Raw genomic sequence first — 26,146 nt, forward strand, 5'->3', positions numbered from 1 at the left:
TCCTTACCTAAAGCAAATATGTATGTGAAGATGAGTGTAAAACCTCATCTTCATCTTTTATCTTCTTTTAAGCTGTTATTTTCTTTCCGCCGATTATGCTTCTGCTGAAAGTTTGAAATGTTGTACTAAATCGTTTAATTTATCGGCTAATTCTGATACTTGTACCGCGCTTGCTGATACTTCATCCATTGATCCGGAAATTTCTTGTGAAGCAGCAGACGTTTCTTCTACACCTGCAGCTGACTCTTCTGATACAGAAGCAATGTCGCCTATAGAAATATCCATTTCTTTACTGTACGCTAGAATATCTTCTAAGTTAGCCGTAATTTTATTAACTCCAGTAGAGATATTAGAAATTTCATTATTGATGGAGCTCAACATCGCTCCTGTTTGTTTGATTTGCGCTGTACCTTCTGTAACTTCTCTGTATCCGTTACTTAATGAGTCCATCACGTTGAATGACTCATTTTGGATTGTTTCCACAAAGTTGGTGATGTCTTTAACTGAGTTAGATGTTTGTTCCGCTAATTTACGAACTTCATCAGCAACTACAGCAAATCCTTTCCCGTGTTCTCCTGCACGAGCCGCTTCAATAGCTGCATTCAAAGCTAATAAGTTCGTTTGGTCTGCTACATCTTTGATAACTTCTACCAATTTTGAAATTTCGTTTGTTTGAGTATTCAAACCAAACATTTTTTCAACGGCTTGGCTGACTACACTATCGATTTTAGTCATTTGTTGTGTTGACGTATTCATCAAATCTTGTCCATCCGCAGACATTTCTAGAATATTAGCCGATTGATTTTTTGCAGTAGTACTTGTTGTATTAGCATCTTCAATGATTTTTACAAATGAATCCATTACTACAGCCAATTCTGAAGCATTTCCTGCTTGTGTCTCTGAACCGGATGCCATTTCTTGCATAGTTGTTGCGATTTGTTCCGCTCCACTTTTCACTTCAAAAGTAGCTTGCGTCAATTCCTCACTGTAATGAGAAGTCGTTTGAGCGATCGTACTTGCTTCTTTCAAGACTTCAGCTGTTCTATAGCTCATTTCATTAGCCGCTGTCATTAGTTCTCCAATTTCATCTTGTGATGTTGCTTCTAAAGGTTCAGTACTTAAATCACCTGCAGCCATAATTTGCATGCGTTCTTTCAATTGTTTGATGGGTTTAGAAATACTGTTAGAAACAAATAGAGCAATACCTATACCAAGAACAATCGTAAGTCCTGCAACGATGATTAAATTCATCGCCATTCCTGCACCAGCCTCTTTAACTTCTTGAGCTGTCTTTTGGATTTCTTCTTCCCGATTAGTTGATAATTCATTAAAGGATTGAATCAATTCATCTCCTCTAGGAATAACTTCATTAAGCATAGTCATTCCGGCTAGAGCAGTATCGTCTTCTTCCATCGCTGCAATCACTTCGTCGGTAAACGTTCCCCATTCAATTTTTTGGTCCACCAAGTTTTGAGCTTCGCTTGAATTGGAGCTGCTTAAAAATTCGTTCTCTAAAGCAATACTTTCGTCAATTCTGTCATTAAAAGTGTTTAAATAATCTGTATCTTCTGAGATGACATAAGCTTGTAATAAATTCATACGCTCTGCCATGTTACTGGCTAACCTTTCATCTAAAATCAGTAATTCCATGTCTTCTTCTAATACACTTGTCACAGCATCATTTTGACGAGAAATACTGAACAAATTAATCCCGTTACTAATTAATACTAATAATATAATTACACCAAAATTTGATAGCATTTTCCCTTTGATACTCTTTGCATTAAATTTATCTTTGAAATTAAACGAACGCGATGTTGCTTTTTCTAAAGGTGTCTCTGTTAATTTATTTGTTGTTTCCATTAATTTTTCCCTCACTTTTCATTATGTACACGATACAACAACTACTATTCCTTACAAATTTCCCTCCTCTTTAAAATTTGTAAAAAAGATTATATTGACTGTTGATTATATCGGGAGAAAAACTAACAAATTAATAGGCAATAATGTGAATAGTTTGTCACATTATTACCTATATCTGTGTAAAACTTTTTGTATTAAATTTAATCTTCTAATTTGCAATTTGTAAATCATCGGGTTTCTTGTATACTAAAATCAATTGAAGGAACAAAAGAGAAAGTTTAGGTGATGAAGGTGCATATTTTTATTGATGCAGATGCAAGTCCTGTAAAAGACACTGTGATTGAAGAAGGCGTGAAACGAGGATTACCGGTTACTTTAGTGACGAGTATTTCTCATTATTCCACAAAGGAATATCCGCAAAATGTAAACACTGTTTATGTAGATACTGGCGCTGAAGCGGCCGATTATCGTATTATGCAGCTGGTAAAAAAAGGAGATGTCTTGATCACTCAAGACTATGGTCTAGCTTCATTATGTTTAGCAAAGGGCTGTATCGTGTTGCACCATACCGGCTTTAGATACACTGCAGATAATATAGATCAATTATTGCAGTCGCGTTATTTAAGCGCTATGGCACGTAAGAGCGGCCAGCGAACTAAAGGACCAAAAGCCTTTACTAAAGAAGACCGTGAACAATTTAAATCCTCATTCAGAATTATTTTGGACGAGTATACGAATTAAACATACTCAAAAAATTTAACTATAAAAAAACATTCTCCGTATCAACAATGATTTTCATTGATGCGGAGAATGTTTTTATTTTATTTTACAGCGGCGTCCCAAAAATTTGAGTTGCGTATAGAATCTCTCCATCATAATGGATTCCGATACCCACTTCTTTAAATTCAGGTTTGATCATATTTTTGTAGTGTCCTTCACTATTTTTCCAGCCTTCAAAAATAACTTCTGCCATACCGATTTCATCTAAATAATAAGTTGCCATAGCTAAGTTTTCCCCAGCCCACCGATAACGATAGGGAGTTTCTCCTTCTTCTAAAACCGTAAAAGGATCACTTCCATCTGGACGAGTATGTTCAAACAATTCTTCCGTTTCTACAGCTCGTTTATCTGCAGCCACTTTTAACTGATCATTTTTTTTGAGTGTTGAGACACCTACTTCAGCTCTCAGCTCATTAAGCAATTCAAAAATATGATTTTCGATAACCTGATAATCTATTCCATTTTGATTTGTTGCAGTATTTTCGGGAGTACCTTCTTCAGACGATTGCACCGTTGATGCGCTGGTTTCTTCTTTAGGGATATCAACTTGCAAAGCTGTTGAACTTTCATTTGGCATAGGTATTATATCGACTATTTCATACAATACATCTCCTGCGCGAGTCCCATCTAAAATATTCGTTGCAGCCAGCCAAAAACCAAACACAACAGAGACTAAAATGGTCAATATAAATCCAAAAAATTTGGTCATCTTTACTTCCTTTCTTATGAACAAAGGTGTTTTACTAGATACTTTAGTATACCAAATTATCTCCCCGAACAGGTTACAGACTGATTACTAGTTTAGGATGGCTGGATTGGCATTTTGCGCCATAAATCTTAATTTGTCTATGCTCATGGCTTGTAAATCGTTCATATCAGCCATGAGGAATATTTTTTCCACTCTCATGGCCGTTTGGAATTTTTTTTGTGCCATAAGGCATCTTTTTTACTCGCTCATGGCCGATATAAGCGACTCTTCACCTTACACAACCAAATAGTTACCGAAAAGCATAAAAAAGCCCAACTTTTATTTGCATAAAAGTCAGGTCTTAAAATAATTAGTTATTTTTCTTCTTTCAATAAAATATTTAAGACTAAAGCCACGATCGTACCGGCTGAAATACCGGAAGAAAACAATCCGCCTAAAATTCCCGGTAGACCAGCTACTACTTCCGGTCTAAAAGCTACCCCTAACCCGACTCCAATTGCAGAAGAGACGATCAGTAAATTGCGGTTGTTCATTTTAACACGTGAAAGGGATTTGATTCCGGCACCAGCAACTGTGCCGAACATCAAGATCCCAGCTCCACCTAGAACCGGCATGGGCATAATTGATACCAAAGTAGCAAACTTAGGGAAAAAACTCATTAACATCAAAATGACTCCCGCAGCTATAGCTACTGAACGTGAAGCGTTTCGAGTCAACGGAATCAAGCCAGCATTTTGACTGAACGTTGCTACTGGACCAGATCCTAAAGCTGGTCCAATGAAAGAACCAACACCGTCTGCCCGCACACCATTGGCTATATCTTCATCAGATAATTTCGTTTGTGTGACTTCGCCGATGGTTTGCATAACTCCCACCGTTTCAATAATGGTCACTAAGTATCCTGCTACAAATGGGATCGCAAATTTCAAATCAAAGTTGATTCCAAACTTGAACAGTTGTGGAAAAGCGAACCATTGCGCTTGAGCCACTTGAGAAAAATCGACCATGCCTAGAGGAATACAGACAAGATAACCAATGACGATCCCTAATAACACAGCAGCTGGAGCAATTCTCTTGCTGCCGTAATGGTTGATTCCAAGAACGATCAAGAAAACAAAACTCGCAATAATCAAGTTGAATGGATCTCCAAAGTTGGCAGCTCCAACTCCGCCTCCGACCCATTCAAAAGCAACTGGCATCAAAGTCATTCCCATCAGCGCAATAACTGATCCAGTAACTACAGGAGGGAAAAATTTCATTAGCGGTTTGACAAAAAAGCTGAGCCCGATTTCAAGTAACGCCCCCATCATCGTTCCGCCTAAGTAACCTGCAATACCTCCACCCATCGTATTGATGACTGCATTTGCCGGTCCTACGAAACCAAAATCAGTTCCCATGATAGTTGGGATACCTGCCCCTACTCTAAATTTTTTTGGTCCAAATCCTTTTGATTGGATGATCGAGACGATTCCAGAAACCAATAATGCAGCACTGATCATGTAAGCTGTATCTGTAACGCCAAAACCGGCGATACCTGCAATAACCAAAGGGACCGCTACGAGTCCTCCAAAAGCCGTTAGTACATTTTGAAACCCTAAAACAACGGTGGTGACAAAATCGGGTGTGTCTTCAATTCCGTAATTCAACGTTAGACTATCATCTTGTTCTTTCAAGTGATCCACTCTTCTACTACCAACTACTGGATGCTGCATTTTCTCTTCCACATTAACCCTCCTGTTTTATAACGAACGCTTTACCACTTAATCATTGAATAGTTCGTTTATTAAAGTTGTAAAATCATTATATTAGGATATAACCAAAAAGTAAAGCTTAATTACGAAATATTTTAATTTACAAATTAAAAATCGTTCGTGTTTTTAAAGTGTCGGGATTTTATTCTTTGTAAAACAATTCTTTATTTCTTTTAAGTTTTGATTGAGGGGGATTTTGACTTATGTTAAACTATAATCGTAGTTATGTAAGCGTTTTCTATCTATCGTTATTTGATCATCGATTCACAAATGCAAAAAGGAGGAATTGTCATGTCAAATTATTTAGAATGGGACTTTTTGACTGATTTTGTCGAAAAGGCTTTTGCTGCTTATGGGGTGCCTGAAGATGATGCCAAAATTTGTGCGGATGTCTTATTGCAATCGGATAAAAAAGGAATCGAGAGTCATGGGGTAAATCGTTTCAAGCCGATTTATATAGACCGTATCAAAGATGGCGTGCAAAATCCTGTTACCGACTTCGAAATCATTCGCGAAACCCCTACTACTGCTGTAGTAGATGGTCATGATGGAATGGGACAAGTAATTGCCCATCATTCAATGAAAATGGCTATCGAAAAAGCAAAAAAATACGGTATGGGCATGGTGGCCGTTCGCAACTCTACTCATTACGGGATTGCTGGTTACCATACTGATATGGCTGCGGATGCAGGTTGTATTGGTATGTCAGGGACAAATGCCCGTCCATCCATCGCACCTACTTTTGGAGTAGAAAACAAATTAGGAACTAATCCTTTGACAGTCAGTTTTCCTACTGACGAACCTTTCCATTTTTCATTAGATTGTGCGACTTCTATCATCCAAAGAGGGAAAATTGAATTGTATGCCCGCGAAGGAAAAGACACTCCTGCCGGAACAGTTATCGGACGCGATGGTTCTGCTCTGACCGATTCCAATCAAATTCTTCATGATCTTCAAACCGGTGAAGCCGCGTTGGCTCCTTTAGGAGGTATCGGTGAAGAATTATCTGGCTACAAAGGTTACGGCTATGCAACGATCGTAGAAGTTTTATCAGCTGCTTTACAACAAGGGAGCTTTTTAAGCATGTTAACAGGAATTGGAGAAAACGGTGAAAAAACAAAATTCCATTTAGGTCACTTCTTTATCGCTATCGATACGGAAGCATTTATGGGTCTAGACAGTTTCAAGAAAACAGCTGGAGATATTATGCGCGAGTTGCGTTCTTCACAAAAAGCACCTGGAGCTGAACGTATTTATACTGCTGGAGAAAAAGAATACTTGATTTGGCAAGAACGAGAAAAAACCGGCTTGCCTGTAAATGAATCGGTACAAAAAGAATTGATTTCTATCCGTGACGATGCTGGATTGGTCGACTTCCGTTTCCCATTTGAAGATTGAGGTGACACTGATGGATGTAAGAAAAAAAGCCTTAGATAAACATTTTGAATGGAATGGAAAAATCGAAGTCATCAGCAGAGCAAAAATCACGAGTCGCGAAGATTTAGCTTTAGCTTATACTCCTGGAGTTGCAGAAGCTTGTTTAGCTATAGCAGATGACCCCGAAAAAGCTTATCAGCTCACTAGGAGAAACAATTTGGTCGGCGTCATTACCAATGGGACAGCAGTCTTAGGGTTAGGTAATATTGGTCCCAGTGCATCGATGCCTGTCATGGAAGGCAAATGTGTGCTGTTCAAAGAATTTGCTGATGTGGATGCTTTTCCTATTTGTATTGAAGCTACCGATGTAGAGACAGTTGTACAAACGATCGAACAACTAGCCAATAGTTTTGGAGGAATCAACTTAGAAGACATTGCAGCTCCGGAATGTTTTGACATCGAACGGAGACTTAAAGCGTCTTTAGATATTCCTGTTTTCCATGATGACCAGCATGGGACAGCCATCGTCGTCGCTGCCGGTTTAATCAACGCTTTAAAATTAGTACACAAATCTTTTTCAGATATTAAAGTCGTAGTGAACGGAGCTGGTTCTGCCGGTATAGCCATCGCAAAACACTTGTTGAGTTTTGGCGTTCAAAATTTGATTTTAGCAGATAAAAAAGGAATCTTGTCTTCTGCTTATCCTGAACTAAATAGTGAACAGAAAAAAATGTTGACTGCGACTAATCTAGAAAATCAAACTGGTGATCTATCCACAGCTCTGATGAACGCTGACGTTTTCATCGGAGTATCTGCACCTAATATTTTGACCTCTGAAATGGTAAGTAAAATGGCTTCAGACTCCATTGTTTTTGCCATGGCCAATCCGACGCCCGAGATCATGCCGGATGACGCAAAAGCAGCAGGAGTCGTTGTAATAGGCACTGGACGCAGCGATTTCCCCAACCAAGTTAACAATGTCTTAGCTTTTCCGGGTGTCTTTAAAGGGGCTTTATCCGTAAGAGCCCGTGATATCAATGACGAAATGAAAATGGCCGCTTCTCATGCTATTGCTGATTTGATTGGTGCGGAAGAATTGGCACCAGATTACATCATCCCGGATGCCCTCGACAAAAGAGTGGCTGCTGCTGTCTGCGAAGCGGTGAAAAAAACAGCTGTGGAAACAGGCGTAGCTCGAGTTTAGTCAACAGGAAAGGATTCTTAGTGTGCTTACGTAACTTTTTCAGAAAAGAATAACCAAAAAAGGAACGTAAATTATTTTTACGTTCCTTTTCTGTATATAAAGTTGAAAAGTGTCACGCAAAAAGCAATTACGTGACATTTTTGCTGACTACTTGTTAAAACCAGTACGTGAATCTACAGTGCTCTATTTTTAGGTCTGTTCTTCCACTACAGCAAAGTATTGATCTTCAGGGTCTGAAAAATTAAACCCTCTGCCTGTAGGTGTGCTGACCAATTCGCCGACCGTTATTCCTTTTTCCTTAAACTCAGTATACAATTCTTCTATATTTTGAGTAAAAAACAGTAGAGAGGGAGTGCCCAAGATTAGTTCAGGTTCAAGTTCAGCGATGATCGTTTTATTGTGGAGGACAAAATGTGTCTGCGCCTCTTGGGTCGGGGTGATTTCTATCCAGCGAATGCTATCTTGTGTTTGATCTTCCACAACACTAAACCCAAGTTTTTCCACCTAGAACTCTTTGGATTTTTCCTGATCCTCTACATACAACATGATTTTCCCGACTTGTTGAATCATGTAAAAGTTCCTTTCTTTTATGAGTTCACAACGAAAAATAGTCTCTTTGAAAAATCACTTTCAAAGAGACTATTTTAATCTTAAGACATACCTGGTTTCAATACTACTTTGATGTTGTCGTCAGCTTTTTTATCGAATATATCATAAGCTTCAGCTGCACGTTCCAACGGCATCGTATGCGTGATAATACTTGTTGGATCAAACATATCTTTTTCGATCATGTCGTAAATTTTTGGCATCAAATGAATTACAGGTGCTTGTCCTGATTTGATATCCACATTTCGAGTGAAGATGTTGTGGAATGGGAAGTTGGCAGCTGGTGTCATATAAACTCCAGTCACCATAATCGTTCCAAATTTCTTCACCGCTTCACTAGCTGTTTGTATTGGTGAATAAGATCCGCTTTGTAGAGAAACAAAATCTTTCGCTTTTTCTTTTAACGGTTTGACGCCATCCATCCCTACGCAATCAATAACAATTTCAGCGCCGCCTTTTGTCATTTCATACAGTTGGTCGCCCACTTCAGAAACATTTGAGAAGTTGACGGTTTCCACGCCATTCATTTTTTTTGCATGCTGCAATCGATGGTCGACGTTATCCACAGCAATCACTCGTGCTGCCCCTTTCATCTTCGCAAATTGTTGAACGAACAAACCAACGGGTCCTGAACCTAAAACGATTACTGTATCTCCAGCTTTCATCCCACTGTGTTCTACACTCCAATAAGCTGTAGGTAAAATATCAGATAAAAAGAGAACTTTTTCATCTGGCAGATTGCTTTCTGGGACCACAAAAGATGTGAAATCCGCAAATGGGACACGTAAGTATTCAGCTTGTCCTCCAGGATAATTCCCGTTCATTTTACCAAAACCGAATAATCCGCCTTGATCAAACATTGGATTAGGGTTGGAATTATCACATTGACTTTCCATATGATGAGCACAGAAATGGCACTCTCCACAACCAATGTTGAAAGGGATAACGACTCGGTCGCCTTTTTTCACTTTCGTCACTGCAGAACCAACTTCTTCTACAATTCCCATAGGCTCATGCCCTACTACATAGTCTTCTTCCATGACCGGTTTCCCGTTATGGTATAAATGCAAGTCAGAACCGCAAATAGCTGTTGCTGTAATGCGAACGATCATATCGGTTGGTTCTTCAATCGTTGGATCCGGGACTGTTTTGACTTCCATTTTTTCATTTCCTTGCCATGTTACTGCGCGCATAAAATCTCTCCTTTTTGTAAAAGTGATAGTTTCAGCTTTTGAAAGCAGTTTATCATCTTTTTTTCTAGGAGTAAAAAGTTAAGACTTCACTTACGTTTACGAACCTTCTTTATTTTTGTTCCTCTTTTAGTTGTGCCATATGATTTTTTCTCATAAACGGCAAGGCGATTCCTACCACTAAAGCTACGATTGGAAAGCCGCTATCTGTGGATAACCATTCTATGACCGATACGGGAATATAGATCAGATAAATAAACACCATCAACCCTATGTAAATCTTATGCCATTTTCGTTCATTTTTTGTCATCAAAAAAACCTTCTCTCACTATGTATTTTGTATAAAATACCACACTATACACTATAAAACGAGTCGTATCTCTCCAATTCTAAAAAAACACTGCTGTCTTCATTTAGGAAAAGTGATACACTAACCTAGAATAGATACCTACTACTCTCCTGATCAAATTAATCACCATTATCAAATAAAAGAGGATGAAAAATATGGAATACGTTGAACAAAAGTTTTACTATCATAATGATCAAGAACAATCCACAGACAACCTGCAGCCGTTTGAACAGTTAACAGGAAAAAATGTGTATGAAGTGATTCGTGTTAGAGAAGGCATCCCTTTATTTTTAGAAGATCATTTGCGCCGATTCAGAGCATCTGCTTTATCTGTCGGCATTCCTTTAACAGATTCAGATGATATTTTAATCAATCGTTTATACCAACTTGTTGCTAAAAATGGTGTCTCTGATCAAAATATCAAATTGATATGGAATAAAGACATAGGTTTACTGGCTTTCTTCACTAAAAGCCCTTATCCGCCTGCGAGCTATTATCAAACTGGAATGAAAACAACTTTGTTGAAGTTGGAAAGAGAAGATCCCAATATCAAGATCCAGCGTGAAGAGTATCAAAAAATTGTACTAGCGGAACGAGAAAAAACAGGTTCCTATGAAGTGCTGTTGGTCGACCAAGAAGATAACGTCACAGAAGGCAGCCGTTCAAATTTGTTTATTGTAAAAGGTGATAAGCTCTATACTTCTCCAGCCAAAACGGTTCTTTTAGGTATTGTCCGTTCTAAAGTTGTGGCCATTTGCCAACAGCAGCAAATTGATATCATTGAACAAAATATTCCTGTGACTGAATTAAATACCATCGACGGAGCTTTTATTTCAGGAACAGGTAACGATGTATTGCCTATAGCTTCCATCGATTCCATCACATTAGAGTCGACAAAAAATCCGGTGGTTTCAACTATTATGCGTGAGTACGATCGCTTAGTGAAACAATATATTGCCTCTAAAAAAGAAGCTTAAAAAAGCCTTTATCCACAACGTTTGTGGATAAAGGCTTTTTTGTTTAGCTGATTTTAGCGATTTCTTTTGCTAAGGTCGCTGTAGGATGAGTACCGAGCGGATATTCGATAGCCACATTGACCGTTACCGGAACTTGTGCCAAAATTTCTTTTACCGGCACATCTCCTTCGCCATTCAATGTTGGAGATAACGTTTCTTTGGAAACATCTTTCAAATGGATATAACGGATTTCTTCTGTCAATAGGCGAAAACTTTCCAACGGATCTTCATCTACATATAAGCAGTTTCCCGTATCGAACGTCACGCTTACCGGAAGTTTTTTAGCTTTCAGTTCTTGGATGAACTCATACAGCGTCTCTGCTTTAGCGAAAGCAGGATCCTGTCCATTTTCCAGTGTCAGATTCTCTATGCCGAATTTGTTCAATAAACGATTCAACTCATCTGCTTCCTCTTGAGTTACCTCTGCATAACCGGCTGTAAATTTAATTTGTTTGGCACCTAAGAGATGAGCTTCATTGAAGTATGTTTCTAGATCTTCCAACGGCAGTAATTTGTCCGCATATAAAATCTCAGGGACCGCGTAAAACAATTCAATCTCCAGGCCGGCAGCTGCTTGTTGAATAGCGACTAAATCGGCAGCGTCTTGAATGTATTCTCTTCGTACTTCTATTTTAGTAATACCGGCTGTTTTGATTTCATCAAAAAAGTCCGCTTGGCTCGTTGTTTCATTGACAAGAGCTTCATACGCCAGGATGTTGATCGTTGATTGACTGTTATTTATTTTTATTATCGTATCCCACACTTTCTCAATTTTAACCTGTAAAATCCTATTTTTCAGAATGCTTTATTCTACTATAACGATTTTTTCCAGCAAATGAAAGAAAGCGGGATGTTGGAAAAAGAGGCTTAATCTTGAGAACCAATAATCATACCTATACAAAATCTGAACATAGTTTCAAAGCCCTTTTTTGTAAAAGAAAATATAAGATAGAACAGTAAGAAGTAGCATACCCATCAATAAGTACCAAGAAAAAAATGATTTTAAATATCATAAGATGAAGGAAAATTTTTACACTTGGTTTTCTTTCGGGCTATTCTAACATGCCTTCTTTTTTCAGCAAATTCATCATGTTCACTTTACTATCTGAAGATACTTTTCGAATTTCCAACTCGATTCCCTGCTGGTGCAGGTATTGAAAAGCCCTAACGTCTTCTTTATTTACGGCTACCGCATTGGTGATCATTTTTTTTCCTTCTGAATAGCTCATGCCGCCTATGTTAATAGATTTGATTCTTGCACCATGCTTAACAACCGTTACTACATCATGCGGATTTGTGAACAGCAGCATCGCTTTAAAACTGTCAAACTTCGAATCGTTTGCAATCGCTACCATTTTTCTTACAGTAATTACACTGACGATCACTCCTGGAGGTGCCGCTTGTTTTAATAATGTCTTGTGCATATCATTTTTTGCTACGCTGTCGCTTACTACCAATATACGATTCACTCTGGTGATTTTGGTCCACACTGTAGAGACTTGTCCATGAATCAACCGATCATCTATACGAACTAAACGAATATCCATACTCATTTCCTTTGGTCCTCTCTGCTGACCTTTAGAACTCATTAGAGGAAAGCACCTTTCCTCTGATGATCCAAAGTTCATTTTTTTAAGAAGAAGCTTCTTGCAATTTGTTTTGATACATCGCTCCAATGAATTTCAATTCATTAGAAGAGGTCTCTAAGTTGAGGTCATGCAAAACAGGAGAAATCGTTTCTTCTACAAAAGCAGCTAATTCAGGATCTACTTCGTCTACATCTTTACCTGAACTGATTTCTTCTTTGATGACCATTCTCTCAATCATTCCACATAAATGAAGCATCATCCCCAAATTAAAACCATTGTTGAATGTTCGATCCAATTTCTTTTCCATTTCATAACAAAAGTCCCAAATAGGAGTGATGATTTTAACGGGATTGATGTAAGTCACATACTGATTCATATGTTCCACACACATTTCTTTAGACAAACGTGGAAATAATTTTTTTTGAGAGTCTGACTCTAACCCTTCGATAATATTGTGCAGTCGTTGTTTTCCGCTTCCGCCCAATAAAGCATCTATTGGAATAAATGGAGCACTGATATGCGGGTCAATAGAGCCGCATGTAGCGACAATAGCATATTCTTGCTGCAATTCTTTTAATTTCTCTTGATAATTCAAAATAGAGATGGGGATAATGCTGATATCACTTTCTAGATAATCAGCTAAGATATCTTCTATTACCCGTTGCAGCTGGATTGCTGTTCCTTCTCCAGTTGCACATATCGTCACAATGATCTGCTCTTTATCTTCTTTCTGAAGTTGCTGCTGATCTTGTTCAGCACCACTTTCAAAAGCATTTTTTTGAGTGGTATAACCTTTGAATCGTTTCAATTCTTGCGACATTGACATCAAATCTTGATTGGAGAACTGGGTCTTTCGAGCAGCCTCTAATAACAGCGGAGTCGTGATCATATCTTGAGTCTCGATGCGAATTCCCGTCTCATTCATGATCTTTTGCCCAAAAGTCACTAAAGAGCCCATGTCCGTCAAATACAATACACCTGCTCCATTGTCCGCTTCTTCAATCGCTGCTTTCACTTTAACAAATGCTTCACTTGGCTTCATTTCCAGAGGCATATCAACTGCGTACAAGTTGCTGGAATTTAAGAGTGTGGCTACGACTTCTTTCATAGAAGAGGCGGTTGAAGCGCCATGAGCAGCTACGACGATCCCAACTTGTCCTTGCTGTTCTTCCGTGCGCAACGAAACCAGCAGCATCGTTAAATAATTCACTTCTACGGTCGGAACGACGATTTGGTAATTTTGTTCAATCTCTTTTTTGACCGCTTTAGCCGCTTGGTTTTCTTCTGGATGATTCAAGACAAACTCTTTCAAATGGATATTGTCATTGTTGACAAAAATACCTTCTTGAATGCGTTTGACGAAAGAACTGATGTGCAAGCTCATCGCATACAAGAATTTTCTAGAAAATTTAAATTGAAGAATACCTTCCACTGTTTCTTGGATTCGTTTCGTCAACTCAATGATTTTCACGTCTACGATATCTTTCAATCCGTCTTCTTTAGTAGAAAAAATTGTGTTTTTATAAAATGATTTCAAATGCAGATCGATATCGGTTGTAATAAAGCGATTGATTTCTTGATTAGAGACGTCAGTTTCTTTCAGCATCGCTACCTTGTCTCCGATGATCTCATACAAATTGTACGGCAACTCATACGTATCGGATTCAAAAACCATGATGTCATCTATGGGCGTGATTGTTGTCCACGGTTCAACGAAATGAACGATTTCATGTCTCAATTTCTGATTTAAAGACATTGACTCATACCCATCTGCCAAAATACTGGACAGTGTTTCATACTTCAAAGTAATCTCAGATTTATTGTTAACACTTTCTAAGAAACCGCGAGCACAAACCATTTGGATAACAGATTTCAACTGTCCAACGTTTCCATATGTTACACTTCCTAAAATAGCCTGCATAACTTTATCTTCGATCTGGATACTCTTTTGAATTCTTTTTGCTTCAATACTCATCAAGTATTTCAGCAAATTAATCTGCTCAATAGCCGGTCGATTTTGAAATGACGGCAACGTGATAACAATCGGAATCCGTCTATTGAAAGTAGCTAATAAAGCTGAATTAGGATCTTCAGTTGTTGCACACACGATACGGACGTCTGCTTTTTTCTTTTCTCCGGTATCTCCCATAGGTGAAAACGTTCCGGTATCCATGAAATAAAACAGCATCTCTTGCCCTTCAGGAGGCAAACGGTGGATCTCGTCTAAGAACAGCATATTGTGATCTGCTTTCTCCAGCAATCCTTCACTGCTGCTGACAGCACCCGTATAAGCTCCTTTAACATGTCCAAATAAGTGGGACATCAACAACTGAGGGTTATGCGCATAATCCGCACAGTTCAATACAACCATCGTTTTGTTTTTCGCAATCAATTTGTTGTCTTGAGCATATTGGTACATAGCATTTGCAAAGTACGTTTTCCCTGATCCGGTTGGCCCAATGATCAGTGTATTCAATCCTTTAGGGGGGTAAAAAATTGCTGCTTTTGCTTGACTGATTTGACTCGTCAAGCTGCCGTTCGCCCCTATCATGCGGTGAAACAAGTCTGTTGTGGGAGCGGATAAACTAGTCACTGCAACTGGAGCTGAGGGTTCAATAGAAAAATCCTTGAAACTCTTTACTTTTTTCTCCAACGGTCTATAGTGATCGATTTTGGCGTCGTAGTACCGAACCGGTCTGGACTCTGTTTTCTCCAAATGACCTTCCCTAGTCAGCAGATTTAAATCTTTTGATGCGTTGCTTCTAAGGATCTCTAGTGATTCGGCCACTTCAGAAGCTGTGACTCCGCCGCCAATTTCAATATCTTTATCTTTGAGAGTACTGGTTTTTTCCAATACGTAAGCTAATACTTTATCTTTTCTTTTCATGTTATTCCTCCTCAGAAACACACAAAAACCCTTATATTCCTTATATCGCTCCTAGTGTATCATCAATTTTGACACACTGCATCTGATTTCCGGTTTTTCGATACTGAAAAATGAGAAGTTGTTTAAATTTTGTCTACAATTGGGATTCTTATTTCGAAATGTTTTTTATCCATAGCGAAAAGCACCCTGTCTTTAGTGACAGAGTGCTTTTTTAGCTTACACCAATAACTTCGGATTGATTGTCTTTTTGAAGCCATCTCTCGACTTCTAAGTCTGTGCCCAGAACTTTGTGTGTTCCTTCCACAGTGTGCAAAGTTCCTTCGCTGTAATTCAATCCGCTCGCCGCATAATCGTACGTTAAAGAAGTTCGCTTCTTCTCTAAAATCGGATTCGGATGAGGGATAGCAGAAATCAGTGATTTTGTATAAGGATGTAACGGATTGGTAAAAATTTCTTCTGTAGTCCCTGTCTCCAGCAAATGACCTAAATGCAAGACACCGATACGATCTGAAATGTAACGAACCATCGATAAGTCATGAGCAATGAACAAGTAAGCTACATTGGTTTCTTTTTGGATATCTTTCATCAAATTGACGATTTGAGCTTGGATCGAAACATCCAAAGCACTAATGGCCTCATCTGCAATAATCAAGTCAGGGTTCATGATTAGCGCTCGAGCAATTCCGATACGTTGACGTTGTCCACCAGAAAATTGGTTTGGATAACGGTTTGCGAACTCACGCGACAACCCTACACGTTCTAAAATCTCAATGACTTGCTGTTCTCGTTCTTCTTTTGAACCAGCTTTTCCATGGATATCCAATCCTTGAGCAATAATGTCCATGACGGTTTTACGAGGATTCAAACTAGCCATCGGATCTTGAAAGATCATCTGCATTTTTGTCCGCATCATCTCATTTGTTTCTTTCGTCATTTTTCCAGAAATATCTTGTCCATTGAACGTCATTTCACCATCTGTTATATCGTATAGACGAATTACTGATCTTCCGATAGTCGATTTCCCGCTGCCGGATTCTCCAACCAGTCCGTAAGTTTCACCTGGGTGGATGTCAAAAGATACTCCATCTACTGCTTTCACAGTAAATTTACGATTGACTTTAAAGTGCTGCTTTAAGTTCTTCACTGAAAGTATAGGTTTCATCGGTTCCGACATAGCGTTCATCCTCTCTCTTCATTCGCTCGATGCGTTCTTGCAGTTCTTTTGGAAGAGGACAATCTGGTGCATCTTCTGCCAACAACCAAGTAGCTGCATAATGAGTCTCACTGATTTTGAACATCGGCGGCTCTAAGCGTAAGTCAATATTCAATGCATATGGATTACGAGGTGCAAACGGGTCTCCTACGACCTCATGTTCCATGTTTGGAGGATTTCCTGGAATAGACTCCAACTTGTCTGCTTTTGTTTCCAAATCCGGCATAGCCAATAACAATCCCCAAGTATAAGGATGTCTCGGTTCATAGAATACTTCGTTGACTGTTCCGGTTTCAATAATTCGACCAGCATACATCACATTCACATCATTCGCTACTTTAGCCACTACTCCCAAATCATGAGTGATATAAATAACTGAAATACCTGTTTTTCGTTGAATCGATTGGATCAGTTCCAATATTTTAGCTTGGATCGTTACATCTAATGCCGTTGTAGGTTCATCACAGATCAATACATCCGGATCACTCGCCAATGCAATAGCGATGACGATCCTTTGTCGCATCCCGCCTGAAAGCTGATGAGGGTAGTTGCTCATTCTGGATTCCGCATCTGTTATCCCTACTAATTCCAATAATTCTACTGCTTTAGCATACGCTTCTTTTTTGGGTGTCTTGTAATGAATGCGCATGCCTTCCATGATCTGGTTCCCAATATTCATCGTCGGGTCTAAAGAAGTCATCGGATCTTGGAAAACCATCGCAATGTGTTTTCCATTGATATTTTTCCGCATCTCTTTTTTGGAAAAATCCAAAAGATTTTTAGTGACTTTTTCCCCATTTTCTTCATAGGTATACTCTATTGTTCCACTTTTGATTTTTCCATTATTGCTTAAAATCCCCATGATCGCTTTGACCGTAACAGATTTCCCACTTCCGGATTCCCCTACGATTGCCAACGTTTCACCTTTATACAAATCTAAATTTACTCCTCGAACAGCATTGACTAGTCCAGAGGACGTTTTAAACGCGATCGATAGATCACGAATAGAAAGTACTTTTTCTTTTGTCATGCTTTACACCTCTTTCAATGTTGGATCCAATGCGTCACGTAGTCCATCAGCCAACATGTTGAAACTCAACATCAAAACAGCTAAGACAATTACTGGCGGCACGATCATATAAAAATGAGTCGTTAAGGATTTAAAGTTTTCTGAAATCAATGAACCTAATGACGCCATAGGAACCGGAATCCCGATACCTACAAATGCTAAAAAGGCTTCTGTAAAAATCGCACTTGGAATAGAGAACATTGACATGATCAATAGTTGAGAGAAAATATTCGGCAAGATTTCTTTATACATGATTGGGAAATCTTTTGCTCCCATTGTACGAGCAGCCAGTACATATTCACTTTGTTTCAACTTCAACATCGAAGCTCGAGCGATTCGGCTCATTCCGATCCATCCTGTCAACGCGATTGCGATCGTAATACTCAACAAACCGGGCTTCAAGACAATGATCAACAGCGTAACGACTACCAAACTAGGAATTCCGTTTAAAATCTCCATTACCCGCTGCATGATCATATCCACTTTACCGCCATAGAAACCAGAGATCATTCCGTAACTCATTCCGATCAATACATCAACAACAACAGCTACTAAAGCAATGTACAATGAAATACGAGTTCCTTCCCAAGTACGAGTAAAGAGATCTCTTCCTAGAACGTCCGTACCAAACCAATGATAAACATCTTCTCCGCCTGAGATTTGCTCGTATTTATTAACTTCTATTTCGCCGGTCGATGTTTTCAATGTTTCTGTCCCATCAAAAATCCCTAGTTTTTCAAGTCCCGGAATTCTTGGAGCCATACTTTCATGACCTGATATCTGCTGATCGTAAGTGTATCCTGAGATTTCTGGACCGATCAAAGCTAAGATCAAAATGATCATAATACTGAAAAAACCGACAACGGCTCCTTTGTTTTTCACAATTCGACGAAGAATATTTTTCCAGAATGATTCGCCTGAATAGACTTCATCGATCATTGCGCCATCAGCATCTTTTACAAATTCAAAATCATTCGGTAAGAATTCGATTGGTTTATCCATTTGAACCACCCTTTGCTAAACGTATTCGAGGATCTAAGACACCATACAAGATATCCACTACCAACATTACTCCGATATAGAGAGCACTATACACAAATGCAAGTGAGATTATAATGTTGTAGTCGTTTGATTGGATTGCTTGTACCATTAATTGTCCGATACCTGGAATCGAAAATATTTTTTCAACGACTAGACTCCCCGTCATCAAACTGACGACTAAAGGCCCCAGAACCGTTAAAATCGAAATCGATGCATTCCGCATCGCATGAGTTACCACTAATCGCGGACCTGAAACACCTTTACTTTCTACTAATTGGATGTAATCGGAATTCAAGACATCCAACATTTCTGTCCGAGTAAATCGGCCTACTGTAGCCATAACGGTCATACTCAACGCAACCGCCGGCAATAAATAGGCATTCGTCCCGTCAGCCGGACTAAACAGCATAGGGAACAGTTTCAATTGGAACCCGAAATAATAAGACAATCCTAAGGCAAATACATAAGAAGGAATCGACACCCCTAGGACAGTGATAAAAGTCGATACTGAATCCCATACGGTATTGTGTTTTAACGCTGAAAATACTCCAAGAAACAATCCGATAGCAGCCCCTAACACAATAGAAATTCCACCCAATGCTAATGAAATCGGCAATCTGTTTTGCAGCAAAATCGCTACATCAGTATCTTTAGAAATGGTATAAGATTTTCCAAAATCTCCCACTAACATGTTTTGCAGATAGCGGAAAAACTGGACTGGCAATGGATCGTTCAATCCGTACTTGTTCATGATCATAGTCTGCTGTTCTACAGTTAAACGTTCATCATTAAACGGTGAGCCAGGAAGCAACTGCATCAAAATAAACAAAATCAGAATGATAACTAATAAAGTCAAAAAAGATATTAAGACTCTTCGTGCAATATATTTTTTCATGGTGATTTCCCTTTCTACTAACCTAGAAGTTCTCATTCACTTTCTATTAGAACTAAAAAAGGCGTACGTTGAATAATCCAAAACAGTTGCAGCAACCGATTGTTATTCTTTTGTACGCCTTTTTCATCAAGATTCAGAAATGATTATTCTTTTACAGCATTTTTTACGATACGTGATACTCCAACTGTATGGAAATCAACACCTGTAACATTGCTCTTAACCATAACCGCATTTCCTTTTTGGTAAACTGGAAGAATACCAGCATCTTCAAGAATAATGCTTTCAGCTTCTTGCAAGGCTGTCCAACGCGCTTCTGGATCAAGTGACAACTCACCATCTAGAGATGAATTAACTAATTCATCGTATTTGGCATTTGACCAGAATCCTTTGTTGTTTCCAGAATCTGTTAAGAACATATCTGCGTATGTCATTGGGTCAGCGTAGTCTGGACCCCAACGAGTTAATGCTAATTCGTAGTCTCCGACATTCATGCGATCTAATCTTGTTTTCTTAGGCATTTGTTCGATTTCGATCGTCACACCGTCTAAATTTTCTTCAATTTGTGATTTCAATACTTGAGCTACGTTGATTGAGCTTTCAGTATCTTCAATGATCATTGTAAATGTGAAGCTGTCTTTTCCTAGTTCCTCTTTAGCTAATGCTAATGCTTCTTGAGCTGCAGCCGGATCGAATTCCAAGTAAGTTCCTGTTGTTTCACGGAAATCTACTCCTTCAGGATCCACTGCTAGGCCTTCTGGAATCATGTAATCAGCAGCATTAGAACCGTCTTTTAGAACTGTCTCTGCGATATACTCTTTATCAAAAGCTTGTCCTAGTGCTTTTCTCAAGTTAGCATTTTCTAGACCAGGCACTTTTGTATTTGGAGAGATGTACCATAGATATCCAGCTTGGATCGTTTGGAATTCAGGATCATCTTTAAACAAATCAACTTGCTCCCCAGCTAAAGTTACAACATCCAAGTCTCCATTTTGATAAGACAACATAGCTTGTTGAGTATCTTTGATGACTTGGTACTTGATACCGTCCAAACTTACGTTTTCTGCATCGAAGTAATCTGGATTTTTTTCCAATTCGATAGTTGTTGCTGCCGGCTCGTAAGATGTGATTTCAAACGCACCATTAGCGATCAATGTATCAGCTGATGTTCCGTAATTTTCTCCTGCTTCTTCAAAGAATGCTTGATTCATTGGGAAGAATGAAGGGAAGGCCATTAAACTTTCGAAGAATGGAACGGGGTGGTTTAATTTCACTTCTAATGTTTTTTCATCAATTGCTGTTACACCTAATTCTTCAGGATCTTTTTCTCCGGCAGAAATTTCATCTGCATTCACTACACCAGCGATTCCCATGATGTAATAATACTCACTAGCAGTATCTGGATCAGCCAAACGTTGCCAAGCGTATACGAAATCATCCGCTGTAACAGGTGTACCATTTGACCAAGTCGCATCTTTCAGAGTAAATGTGTAAGTCAATCCGTCTTCACTGACATCTGTTTTCTCTGCCAACGATGGTACCGCTACTCCACTTTCGTCTAATGTATAAAGTCCTTCAATAGTGTTCGCGATAACTTCAAATGACGTCCCATCAGTTGCCATTTGAGGATCCATTGTTGCGACTTCAACATCTACTTGAACATTCAAGACTCCTCCAGCAGTCTCGTCAGCAGCTACGTCTTCCGCAGCTCCATCTGAATTCGCTCCTCCACAAGCTGCAAGAACCATCATTGAAGCAAATCCGGTCACTAATAAACTTAAACGTTTATTCTTTATCATTAAGTTTCCCCCTCTTATACCCTTTTATATTAAAATTAAGAAAGATTAAAATTCTCTTATATAATAATAGAATGATTATAATTTAATTAGAATCTGAGGTCAAGACATTTTTTTAAAAGAACTTTCCACTGAAAAAGCTTTACTAGAAGCGATTCGTTGAGCCGACAGCTTAATGCAGTCTAATCTTCTTTTTTAATCTATCGTGATTTTTCACAAAAAAAATCTAGGCACGAGTTTTACCTCATCCTAGATTTCTCTTTTTTATTGCTATTTATTTGTCAAATACCTTAATAAAATAATCCTATTCTTTTTCCAGTTTCTCGATCTCTTCATCCAGTTTTTCTTTTTCTTCATCAGTCATTACCGGTAATTCAGGGTTCAACTCTTTTAATACATGAATCATGATTTCTGCTGCTGCATAACGAGTGTACCAAGCATCATCTGCCGGCAATACATACCATGGAGCATGCTCTGTAGAGGTATGATTCAAAATTCTTTCGTACGCTTTTTGAAATTCTCCCCATTTTTCTCTGTCCTCAACATCACTGAAAGAAAATTCCCAGTTTTTATCCGGATTTTTCATTCGTTCTAGTAATCGTTCCTTTTGTTTCTCACTGGAAACATTCAAAAAGAATTTTACGACAGGAAAGCCGCTTTCTTTCATGTATTTTTCAAAATCATTGATCTGACGGCATCTGATTTCCCATGGATCGTCATTTTGTTCATTCGAAGGCATAGGGATTGTCTGATCTTCTCCATACACAATCGGCGCAATCAAGTCCTCATAGTAAGAACGATTCAAAATAGCAATTTGTCCTCTTTCGGGCATTCCTTTATGGATTCGCCATAAGAAATCGTGTTTCAATTCTTCTTCAGTCGGCTTTTTCACTGGATTGACTTCCAAACCTTGAGGCATCAAATGAGAAAAAATAAAGGTGATGATTTCATCTTTCCCAGCTGCATCTATGGCTTGCAGCACCACTAAAATCCCTTTTTTCTCTTCTGCATGCAATTTCAATTGCCATTCCCGCAATTGTTCTACACTTTTCGGAACCAGCTTTTCTTTGATCTCTTCTTCTGTATAATCATGTCCTTCGTTTTCCGCTAACTTCGTTAAATCAACATCTTTACCAGGGACAATTCTATATTTTGAAATATCCATATTTTTCTAGCTCCTTTATTTTAAACTGACAGTATTACATAAATTGCTGTAGTCGTCATTTTATTCTAAAAATCGTTTACCATTTTTTTTCAATACTAATTTTTCTATTTCTACTGCTATAATAATCATAATAGACAAACCAAACGCAAATAACCAATATTCCCAACTCAAGTTCACTAAATTAAAAATATTTGCCAAGAAAGGAACAGCAGCTACAACAGTTGTAGCAATAAATGAAAATAGTGTTGTCCAAAAAATCGTTTTATTCTCCGTAATGCCTACTTTGAAAATGGATTCGTTAGTTCTAGCCACAAATATATGAATTACTGATGACCATCCTAAAATCAAAAAAGTCAATGTTTGAGCTACTTCTGTAGAAGGTTCAACAGATGCATTAAACGCAATATTTTCCCCCACATAAAATCCAATTAATGAAATAATCGTAAAAGTCAAAGCTGCTACAATAATTCTGCGATAACCTCCTTTAGCAAAAATACTTTCATTTTTACTGACAGGATCTCGCTTCATAACATTTGGTTCTGCTTTTTCACGACTCAATCCAAATCCAGGAATTCCATCAGCAATAACATTAATAAACAACAATTGAATTGATGTCAAAGGCGATCCCCACCCAATTAATACAGCAATCAGCATGATCAAGATTTCCGCAATATTGGCAGAGAGCAAATAATAGACGGTTTTTTTAATATTGTCGTATACCCGTCGCCCTTCTTCAACTGCATGAACGATCGTAGCAAAGTTATCATCTGTCAAAATCATGTCTGAGGCATTTTTAGCTACTTCGGTTCCATTTTCTCCCATTGCAGTTCCAACGTCAGCAGCTTGCAGTGATGGAGCATCATTTACTCCATCTCCTGTCATTGCGACTACTCTTCCTTTGTCTTGCCACGCTTCAACGATTCGGATCTTGTCTTCAGGAGATACTCGTGCATATACAGAAAACTCTTCAATTTGATCTTTAAAGTCTTCATCGGAAAGGTCTTGCATCTCCTTACCTGTAATTGTTTTATCCCCTTCACGGAAAATATCGATTTCCTTCGCGATGGCAGTCGCCGTAACAGCATGATCCCCTGTGATCATGATTGGTCGAATACCAGCTTCACGCGCTTTTTGAACCGCTTGTTTGCTTTCATCGCGAGGCGGATCAATCATCCCAACAATTCCGGCAAAAGTCATTCCTTCTTCTAATTCATCTATTGTGGGGTCATTAGGTGGGTTATCCATATATTTATAGGCTACCCCTATGATTCGAAGTGCTTCTTCTGCAAAAGCATCATGAATTTCAACAGCATTTTTTTGATACTCTTTCTCAATGTTGTCTTCGTCTAGAGGAATGCGGTCAAAAGCCCCTTTAGTAATCGCTATATACCTTCCCTCATACTCATGTACCGTCGTCATCCTTTTTTGATTTGAATCAAATGGAATTTCATATACTCTCTTATATTCTTCCTCTAGTTGTTCTTTAGTTACACCTTTATCTAATAGCAACTGTACAATAGCAGCTTCTGTAGGGTCTCCAGACACGCCATTTTCATCATCGTCTTTTACCTGAGCGTTTGAAGATAACCCCATCATTTTGATCAACCATTCTTCTTCCTCATTGAATGATTCTTCCGCAGATTTCGGTTCCTTGGAAACAGCCCATATCTTCTGAATAGTCATTTGGTTTTTAGTTAAGGTTCCCGTTTTATCGGATGCAATCACAGAGGCGCTTCCCAATGTTTCTACTGCTGGAATATTTCGAATGATTGCATTCCTGTCTACCATATTTTGAACTCCAAAAGCTAAAGAAAGTGTAACAATAACCGGTAATGTTTCCGGTACAGCAGCAATAGACAGTGAAACAGCTGTCATTAAGTTATCTAGTAGGGAAATATCTGTAGTGAAAACATTCAGTCCAAAAATAACAGCTCCAGCTATGAAGGCCACAACCGCTAACTTTTTAGCTAATTTGTCTATTCGTTGCTGCAATGGCGTTTTAGTTTTAGCAGTGTCGCTTAAAAGACCAGCAATGCTTCCCATAGCACTGTCCATTCCGACGCCTATCACGATTCCTTTACCATTTCCATTTGTTACTACAGTTCCAGAAAATGCTGTGTTTAATATATCTCCTGTAGAGGCATCTTCTTCGACCTCAGCTTCCGGATCTTTATCCATTGGGACGCTCTCTCCAGTTAAAGCTGCTTCGTCAATTTGAAGGTTATTGGCTTCAATCAATCTAATATCTGCATCAACTTTGTCCCCCGCGCCTAGCAATAAAACATCTCCTTGCACTACTTTTGAGGCATCTATCTCTTTTTCGCTTCCATCTCGAATAACTTTCGATACAGGAGAGGTTAGACTTTTCAAGGAATTTAGAGCATTTTCTGCTCTGCCTTCTTGGTAAATAGCGATTGACATATTGATAATAATAATTAAAAAAATCACAATAGGTTCAGAATATCCGTGAGAGGGATCTGAATAGGAAATGTATAAGGATAAAAATCCAGCAAACAGCAGAATGAGGTTCATCACATCCTTAAATTGTTCCAAAATACGAGAAAACAACCCTTTTTCTTCCGCTTCTTCAAATTTATTTTCTCCATATTTATTAAGATTTTCTTCTACTTGCTTCTCAGATAATCCATTTTGAATGTCTGTCTTTAGTTCGTCGGCAATTTCCTCTATTGATGCTGTTTTATAATTCAACTTATCGTTCTCCTTTTTTTAATCTCAAAGATTTGTTAGTTCTGATTGTAAAGTATTTTTTTTTAAATTTGAAGCGAGGTTACTTGAGAATCATTTGACTTACTCTTCCAAATAAAAAAAAGCCTTCTCTATAAAACAACCAGATAACTGATAGACAGTCTGGTTGTTTTTTGTCTCAAGACATTTTAGTGGATTTTTATCCTGTTTATTTTTATGCTTATGTTAGAGCGTTGCAAAAAAATGACTATGAAGGAGAGCTTGTTATGATACCAAAAATTATTCATTATGTGTGGTTTGGAGGCAAGCCTTTTGGAGAAGTAGAAGAAAAATGTATTGCCAGCTGGAAGAAATATTGTCCAGACTACGAAATCAAATTGTGGAACGAAGATAACTTTGATTTAGAGGCGGCTGGAATCTATGCTCAGCAGGCTTATGACGAAAAACAGTGGGCTTTCGTTTCCGATGTAGCTCGTTTGTATGTCCTGAAAGAATATGGCGGTATATATATGGATACCGATATGGAAGTCATCAAACCTTTAGATGATTTCTTAAAATTGCCTGCTTTCTTCGGCTTTGAGATTGAAACAGAAATCTCTACCGGAATCATCGGTGCAGAACCTCATCATCCATTCATTGAAGAATGGTACCAAGACTACGCAGACCGCACATTCATCAAAGAAGATGGTACGCATGATCGTAAAACCAACGTGATCCGTATTACAGAGATCATGGAAGAAAAAGGCTTCAAAATGGACAACACAAAACAAACATTTGAAGACGTTACATTATTCCCTAGAGAATATTTTTCACCAAAAGATTATTACACAAGAGAAGTTGATGACACAAAAAACACCTATGCCATTCACCAATTTACTGGATCATGGCTGTAAAATAAATTGATCTGCAAAAAGGCCGTCTCACATTTGAGACGGCCTTTCGT

Annotated in this window: 22 protein-coding genes; 5 read left to right on the forward strand and 17 right to left on the reverse strand. The window is 38.5% G+C overall.

Translation table 11 applies throughout. The annotated features are described in order from the left end of the window. Positions 1-93: 93 nt before the first annotated feature. On the reverse strand, positions 94-1,863 hold the full coding sequence (locus LMF32_RS03120) for a methyl-accepting chemotaxis protein (protein ID WP_230523832.1): 1,770 nt from the start codon (positions 1,861-1,863) through the stop codon (positions 94-96). Between the two features lie 291 nt (positions 1,864-2,154). Between LMF32_RS03120 and LMF32_RS03125 the strand changes: the two genes are divergently transcribed. Further along, entirely contained in the window at positions 2,155-2,604 is a 450-nt protein-coding gene (locus LMF32_RS03125) for a YaiI/YqxD family protein (RefSeq protein WP_230525067.1), read from the forward strand. An 85-nt stretch (positions 2,605-2,689) separates the two neighbouring features. Here LMF32_RS03125 and LMF32_RS03130 read toward each other — a convergent pair whose 3' ends face one another. The 3 genes from LMF32_RS03130 to LMF32_RS03140 all read right to left on the reverse strand — a co-directional run bounded on the left by LMF32_RS03130 (position 2,690) and on the right by LMF32_RS03140 (position 5,076). After that, positions 2,690-3,352, reverse strand: coding sequence for a CAP domain-containing protein (locus LMF32_RS03130; RefSeq protein ID WP_230523833.1), 663 nt, complete (start codon positions 3,350-3,352; stop codon positions 2,690-2,692). 87 nt (positions 3,353-3,439) lie between these two features. Further along, entirely contained in the window at positions 3,440-3,577 is a 138-nt protein-coding gene (locus LMF32_RS03135; protein WP_177192451.1) for a hypothetical protein, read from the reverse strand. A 128-nt stretch (positions 3,578-3,705) separates the two neighbouring features. Next, a complete protein-coding gene (locus LMF32_RS03140; RefSeq protein WP_230523834.1) occupies positions 3,706-5,076 on the reverse strand; it encodes a nucleobase:cation symporter-2 family protein in 1,371 nt (456 codons plus the stop codon). 318 nt (positions 5,077-5,394) lie between these two features. Between LMF32_RS03140 and LMF32_RS03145 the strand changes: the two genes are divergently transcribed. Both LMF32_RS03145 and LMF32_RS03150 read left to right on the forward strand, forming a co-directional pair. Beyond that, complete coding sequence (locus tag LMF32_RS03145; RefSeq protein ID WP_230523835.1) at positions 5,395-6,501, forward strand: Ldh family oxidoreductase; 1,107 nt, start codon at positions 5,395-5,397, stop codon at positions 6,499-6,501. A 10-nt stretch (positions 6,502-6,511) separates the two neighbouring features. Further along, positions 6,512-7,684 carry a malic enzyme-like NAD(P)-binding protein gene (locus LMF32_RS03150; RefSeq protein WP_230523836.1) on the forward strand — a complete coding sequence of 391 codons (1,173 nt, stop codon included), beginning with the start codon at positions 6,512-6,514 and terminating at the stop codon, positions 7,682-7,684. 189 nt (positions 7,685-7,873) lie between these two features. On the opposite strand, the gene LMF32_RS03155 is transcribed toward LMF32_RS03150, so the two are convergent. From LMF32_RS03155 to LMF32_RS03165, 3 genes are all read right to left on the reverse strand, one after another. Then, a complete protein-coding gene (locus tag LMF32_RS03155) occupies positions 7,874-8,188 on the reverse strand; it encodes a VOC family protein (RefSeq protein ID WP_230523837.1) in 315 nt (104 codons plus the stop codon). Between the two features lie 146 nt (positions 8,189-8,334). Continuing rightward, entirely contained in the window at positions 8,335-9,483 is a 1,149-nt protein-coding gene (locus tag LMF32_RS03160; RefSeq protein WP_230523838.1) for a zinc-dependent alcohol dehydrogenase, read from the reverse strand. A gap of 109 nt (positions 9,484-9,592) precedes the next feature. Then, on the reverse strand, positions 9,593-9,790 hold the full coding sequence (locus LMF32_RS03165; protein ID WP_230523839.1) for a hypothetical protein: 198 nt from the start codon (positions 9,788-9,790) through the stop codon (positions 9,593-9,595). A gap of 194 nt (positions 9,791-9,984) precedes the next feature. On the opposite strand from LMF32_RS03165, the gene LMF32_RS03170 reads away from it, so the two are divergent. Continuing rightward, on the forward strand, positions 9,985-10,806 hold the full coding sequence (locus tag LMF32_RS03170; protein ID WP_092479020.1) for an aminotransferase class IV: 822 nt from the start codon (positions 9,985-9,987) through the stop codon (positions 10,804-10,806). Between the two features lie 43 nt (positions 10,807-10,849). Here LMF32_RS03170 and LMF32_RS03175 read toward each other — a convergent pair whose 3' ends face one another. The 10 genes from LMF32_RS03175 to LMF32_RS03220 all read right to left on the reverse strand — a co-directional run bounded on the left by LMF32_RS03175 (position 10,850) and on the right by LMF32_RS03220 (position 25,206). Next, positions 10,850-11,608 carry a TIM barrel protein gene (locus tag LMF32_RS03175; RefSeq protein ID WP_230523840.1) on the reverse strand — a complete coding sequence of 253 codons (759 nt, stop codon included), beginning with the start codon at positions 11,606-11,608 and terminating at the stop codon, positions 10,850-10,852. A 289-nt stretch (positions 11,609-11,897) separates the two neighbouring features. Further along, positions 11,898-12,398, reverse strand: coding sequence for a mannose/fructose/sorbose PTS transporter subunit IIB (locus tag LMF32_RS03180; protein ID WP_230525068.1), 501 nt, complete (start codon positions 12,396-12,398; stop codon positions 11,898-11,900). Positions 12,399-12,477: 79 nt separating this feature from the next. Beyond that, positions 12,478-15,321: a sigma-54-dependent transcriptional regulator gene (locus LMF32_RS03185; protein WP_230523841.1), complete on the reverse strand. Its 2,844-nt coding sequence runs from the start codon at positions 15,319-15,321 to the stop codon at positions 12,478-12,480. A 211-nt stretch (positions 15,322-15,532) separates the two neighbouring features. Continuing rightward, positions 15,533-16,495 carry an ATP-binding cassette domain-containing protein gene (locus tag LMF32_RS03190; protein ID WP_278046254.1) on the reverse strand — a complete coding sequence of 321 codons (963 nt, stop codon included), beginning with the start codon at positions 16,493-16,495 and terminating at the stop codon, positions 15,533-15,535. Next, positions 16,440-17,564: an ABC transporter ATP-binding protein gene (locus tag LMF32_RS03195; RefSeq protein WP_092479013.1), complete on the reverse strand. Its 1,125-nt coding sequence runs from the start codon at positions 17,562-17,564 to the stop codon at positions 16,440-16,442. The genes LMF32_RS03190 and LMF32_RS03195 overlap by 56 nt, the downstream gene beginning before the upstream one ends. 3 nt (positions 17,565-17,567) lie before the next feature. Then, positions 17,568-18,605: an ABC transporter permease gene (locus tag LMF32_RS03200; protein WP_230523842.1), complete on the reverse strand. Its 1,038-nt coding sequence runs from the start codon at positions 18,603-18,605 to the stop codon at positions 17,568-17,570. Beyond that, a complete protein-coding gene (locus LMF32_RS03205) occupies positions 18,598-19,539 on the reverse strand; it encodes an ABC transporter permease (protein ID WP_230523843.1) in 942 nt (313 codons plus the stop codon). Before LMF32_RS03205 ends, LMF32_RS03200 begins: the two co-directional genes overlap by 8 nt. A gap of 143 nt (positions 19,540-19,682) precedes the next feature. Continuing rightward, the gene (locus tag LMF32_RS03210; protein ID WP_230523844.1) at positions 19,683-21,335 is read right to left on the reverse strand and encodes a peptide ABC transporter substrate-binding protein; all 1,653 of its coding nucleotides are present in this window, start codon (positions 21,333-21,335) and stop codon (positions 19,683-19,685) included. Between the two features lie 301 nt (positions 21,336-21,636). Beyond that, positions 21,637-22,497, reverse strand: a complete 861-nt coding sequence (locus LMF32_RS03215; RefSeq protein WP_230523845.1) for a PPK2 family polyphosphate kinase — start codon at positions 22,495-22,497, stop codon at positions 21,637-21,639. Positions 22,498-22,557: 60 nt separating this feature from the next. After that, on the reverse strand, positions 22,558-25,206 hold the full coding sequence (locus LMF32_RS03220) for a calcium-translocating P-type ATPase, PMCA-type (protein WP_230523846.1): 2,649 nt from the start codon (positions 25,204-25,206) through the stop codon (positions 22,558-22,560). A gap of 263 nt (positions 25,207-25,469) precedes the next feature. Between LMF32_RS03220 and LMF32_RS03225 the strand changes: the two genes are divergently transcribed. Further along, a complete protein-coding gene (locus LMF32_RS03225; protein WP_092479004.1) occupies positions 25,470-26,096 on the forward strand; it encodes a glycosyltransferase in 627 nt (208 codons plus the stop codon). Positions 26,097-26,146 lie beyond the last annotated feature (50 nt).

The sequence above is a fragment of the Desemzia sp. C1 genome (assembly GCF_020882875.1).
Lineage (GTDB): Bacteria > Bacillota > Bacilli > Lactobacillales > Carnobacteriaceae > Desemzia > Desemzia incerta.